Genomic DNA, 3382 nt, shown 5'->3' with positions numbered 1-3382 from the left:
ACTCTATCAGATCTTTTCTCGATCCGATTTCCTCGGTGCTTTCCAGGTCTTCGCTTTCGCGTTTCCCTTTCCGGCGGTTCCGACTTTATCAGAAGTTCTTGGCCGGTCTGACCGGCCGCTCATTTCTGAGTAATCGGAGGGTGCTTCCATTCGATGTCGTTCGCGACTTCTGCGGAAGCTAGTAGATTCTATCGGCTGCCCCGGAACTTGTCCAGCTCTAGGCAACTCATTGAATCTACCTCCCCGCTCGCTCCGTGTCAACGGTTCTTGCGGGGCGAAGAGGAGACTAGCAGCTCACCGGGGCCGAACGCACATCACGCCGCCGTGGGCACGGACGCGCTGCGCTCCGTCGCCGCGAGATCACCCGTCTCGCCCATGCGTGCCGCACGGCCACCGAGCACGTAGACGTACGCCAGGAAGGCCAGCTCGGCCACGACACCGATGCCGATGCGGGCCCAGGTGGGCAGGCCGGAGGGGGTGACGAACCCTTCGATGGCGCCGGAGACGAACAGGACCAGGGCGAGGCCGATGGCCATGCCGACGGCTGCTCGTCCCTCTTCGGCGAGAGCCGTACGCCGGGGGCGGGGACCGGGGTCCACCAGCGTCCAGCCCAGGCGCAGCCCCGTGCCGGCGGCGACGAAGACCGCGGTCAGTTCCAGCAGGCCGTGCGGGAGGACCAGGCCGAGGAAGGTGTCGAGGCGGCCGGCCGACGACATGAGACCGAAGCCCATGCCCAGGTTCAGCATGTTCTGGAAGAGGATCCAGAGCACCGGCAGCCCCAGAAAGACGCCCAGGACCAGGCACATCGCCGCCGCCTGGGCGTTGTTCGTCCACACCTGGGCGGCGAAGGCGCTCGCGGGATGGCTGGAGTAGTAGGTCTCGTACTCGCCGCCGGGGCGGGTCAGCTCGCGCAACCGGGCGGGTGCGGCGATGGACGACTGCACATCGGGATGGGTGCCGATCCACCAGCCCAGGAGAATCGCGACGGCGGTGGAGACGAGCGCCGTCGGCACCCACCAGTGGCGGGCGCGGTAGACCGCGGCCGGGAAGCCCCGGCCCAGGAAGTGTGCGACGTCCCGCCACGAGGCGGTGCGGGTACCCACGACAGCGCTGCGCGCGCGTGCCACGAGCTGGCTGAGCCGCCCGGTCAGGCGCGGGTCCGGGGCACTGGACCGGATGAGCGAGAGGTGGGTGGCGGTGCGCTGGTAGAGGGCGACGAGTTCGTCTGCCTCGGCACCGGTGAGACGGCGCCGTCGGCGGAGCAGTGCGTCGAGCCGGTCCCATTCGGCTCGGTGTGCGGAGACGAAGACGTCCAGGTCCATCGGGTCTGCCTGCTCCTCGACTGATCGTCCACGGCTCCGCGTGGAGGCTCGTGGTTGCTGTCAGCTTGTCGTACCGCGACGGGATGCGCCCCCAGCTTGGCAGACTGGCGGTTCCGGGGGCGGAACAGGGAAGGGCGGCGGGCGTGAGTGAGCTGGTGACCGGCGAGGCGGTGGCGCTCGAACTGCGCCCCGCGAAACTGCCGAGCAGGGCGCTGGCGGTACTGCTCGACCTGGTGGTCGCGGTGGTCGTGTACGTCGTCGTGCTCGCGGTGCTGGTGGCGTCGACGGCGTCGCTGGACGAGGCGGCGCAGACCGCGCTGTCGATCGCGGCCTTCCTGCTGGTGCTGGTCGGCGGGCCGATAGCCGTGGAGACGCTCAGCCACGGGCGTTCGCTGGGGAAGCTGGCGTTCGGGCTCCGGGTGGTGCGGGACGACGGTGGACCGATCCGGTTCCGGCACGCGCTGGTGCGGGGTGCGATCGGGGTGGTCGAGATCCTGATGACGTTCGGTGTGGTGGCCTGTGTCGCCTCGCTGGTCTCGGCCCGGGGGCGGCGGCTCGGGGACGTGTTCGCGGGCACCCTGGTCGTGCGGGAGCGGATCCCCGCCGGGCGGGCCGTTTTCGCTCCGGCTCCGCCTCCCTGGCTCGTGGGCCGGTTCGCGGAGCTGGACCTGTCGGCGGTGCCGGACGCGCTGTGGCTGGCCGTCCGGCAGTACCTGACCCGGATGCGGCAGCTCGATCCGCAGGTGTCGGCGGGTATGGCGGAGCGGCTGGCGACCGACCTCGCGGCGCGCACGGGAGTCTCGCTGTCGGCGGATCTGCCGCCGGCCGCCTTCCTCGCGGCCGTGGTGCACGAGCGGCAGTCCCGGGAGGCCCGGCAGGCGTTCGGTGACAGCGGTCCGGCGAACGGCGGCTTCGCTTGGCCGGTACCCCGGCCCGGCACACCGGACCCCTCCCGCTTCCAGGGGCCGTACGAACCTCAGCCGTCGGAGCGGCCTCAGGGCTCCCCGCTGTCCCCCGGCTCCCGGAACGAGCCGCGGGGCGAGTCGCCGGCCGGTCGGCCGGGCACCGGGTTCGTGCCACCGGCGTAGGCGGGGTGCGGGCTGTCGCGAGGCCCGGGCGGAGCGCTGGTACGAGCGGTTCAGTCGAAGCGCGACGGCGGTGACTGGAGGTCCTCCAGCTCGATCCCGGGCGCGGCCAGGACGACGTCCCCGGCGATGTGGACGGCGTGCTGTTCGCCCGTGTCCAGGGCTGTGACCTGGTATTCGTCCACGGTCAGGGGGCCGTTGTCAGTGGCGTGTGCTTCGCTGTCGACCAGTGCCCAGGACTGGTCCACGGTGCGGGGGGCGAGGACGGGGTCGGTGAAGGCCACGAGGCGGACGCGGGTCGCGGCGGACGAGGGGGTGAGGCGCAGCAGCCGGGCGGTGGCGACGAGGAACGCGGGGGACGTGCCGGTGAAGGCGTGGGCGCGCACCGTGCCTTCGGTGGCGTGGGTGCCGGTGGGGTCGGTGCGGACCCAGGTGACACCGTCGAGGGCGGCGCCGCGCACCTGCCAGTCGCCGGCGTGCAGTTCGAGGCGGATGGGGCGGCCGAGATCGTCCAGGGCGAGGTCGACCGAGCCCCGGTGGTCGCCGGCGGGGCCGGTCAGCCGGGAGACGTAGCGCCAGCCGGACGGGCCGGGGGCGCACTGGAAGTGCTCTTCCGCGAGGGGGGTGTGATCGTGCGGATCGTGGAGCGAATAACGGCCGCGGGGCATGGGGGTCCTGGGTCTTGACGGGCTGGTCCGGCCGGGAGCCGTCGGTCACGGGCCGGTCGCAGGGGCCGAAGGGGCAGGCCCCCGGCACGGGGGTGCGGGGGCCTGCCTCGGAGGACCTGCTGCCGGGAGGGGTGCGTCGGTGTACCGGCGCACTCCCCCGGACGCGGGCGGGCCGGACGGTGGAGCACCGGCCTACGGGGTCACCGGCTCAGTAGCGGTAGTGGTCCGGCTTGAACGGGCCGTCGACGTCGACGCCGATGTACGCGGCCTGCTCCGGGCGGAGCGTGGTGAGCTTGACGCCGAGGGC

At 72.0% G+C, this 3382-nt stretch carries 4 protein-coding genes; 1 reads left to right on the top strand and 3 read right to left on the bottom strand.

What is annotated here, in order from left to right; all coding sequences use genetic code 11:
* Positions 1-314: 314 nt before the first annotated feature.
* The gene (locus IF37_RS0137970) at positions 315-1322 is read right to left on the bottom strand and encodes a stage II sporulation protein M (RefSeq protein WP_030754129.1); all 1008 of its coding nucleotides are present in this window, start codon (positions 1320-1322) and stop codon (positions 315-317) included.
* A 143-nt stretch (positions 1323-1465) separates the two neighbouring features.
* On the opposite strand from IF37_RS0137970, the gene IF37_RS0137965 reads away from it, so the two are divergent.
* Positions 1466-2410, top strand: coding sequence for an RDD family protein (locus IF37_RS0137965; RefSeq protein ID WP_030754125.1), 945 nt, complete (start codon positions 1466-1468; stop codon positions 2408-2410).
* A 50-nt stretch (positions 2411-2460) separates the two neighbouring features.
* Here IF37_RS0137965 and IF37_RS0137960 read toward each other — a convergent pair whose 3' ends face one another.
* Both IF37_RS0137960 and IF37_RS43185 read right to left on the bottom strand, forming a co-directional pair.
* Positions 2461-3075 carry a hypothetical protein gene (locus tag IF37_RS0137960; RefSeq protein ID WP_030754123.1) on the bottom strand — a complete coding sequence of 205 codons (615 nt, stop codon included), beginning with the start codon at positions 3073-3075 and terminating at the stop codon, positions 2461-2463.
* Positions 3076-3283: 208 nt separating this feature from the next.
* Positions 3284-3382 (bottom strand): adenosylhomocysteinase (locus tag IF37_RS43185; protein WP_158727395.1); only part of this gene is annotated, 99 nt, incomplete at its 5' end.

This window comes from Streptomyces sp. NRRL S-31 (assembly GCF_000718775.1).
Classification (GTDB): domain Bacteria; phylum Actinomycetota; class Actinomycetes; order Streptomycetales; family Streptomycetaceae; genus Streptomyces.
Note: the sequence above shows the minus strand (reverse complement) of the source record. Positions and strands in the feature narration are given on the sequence as shown.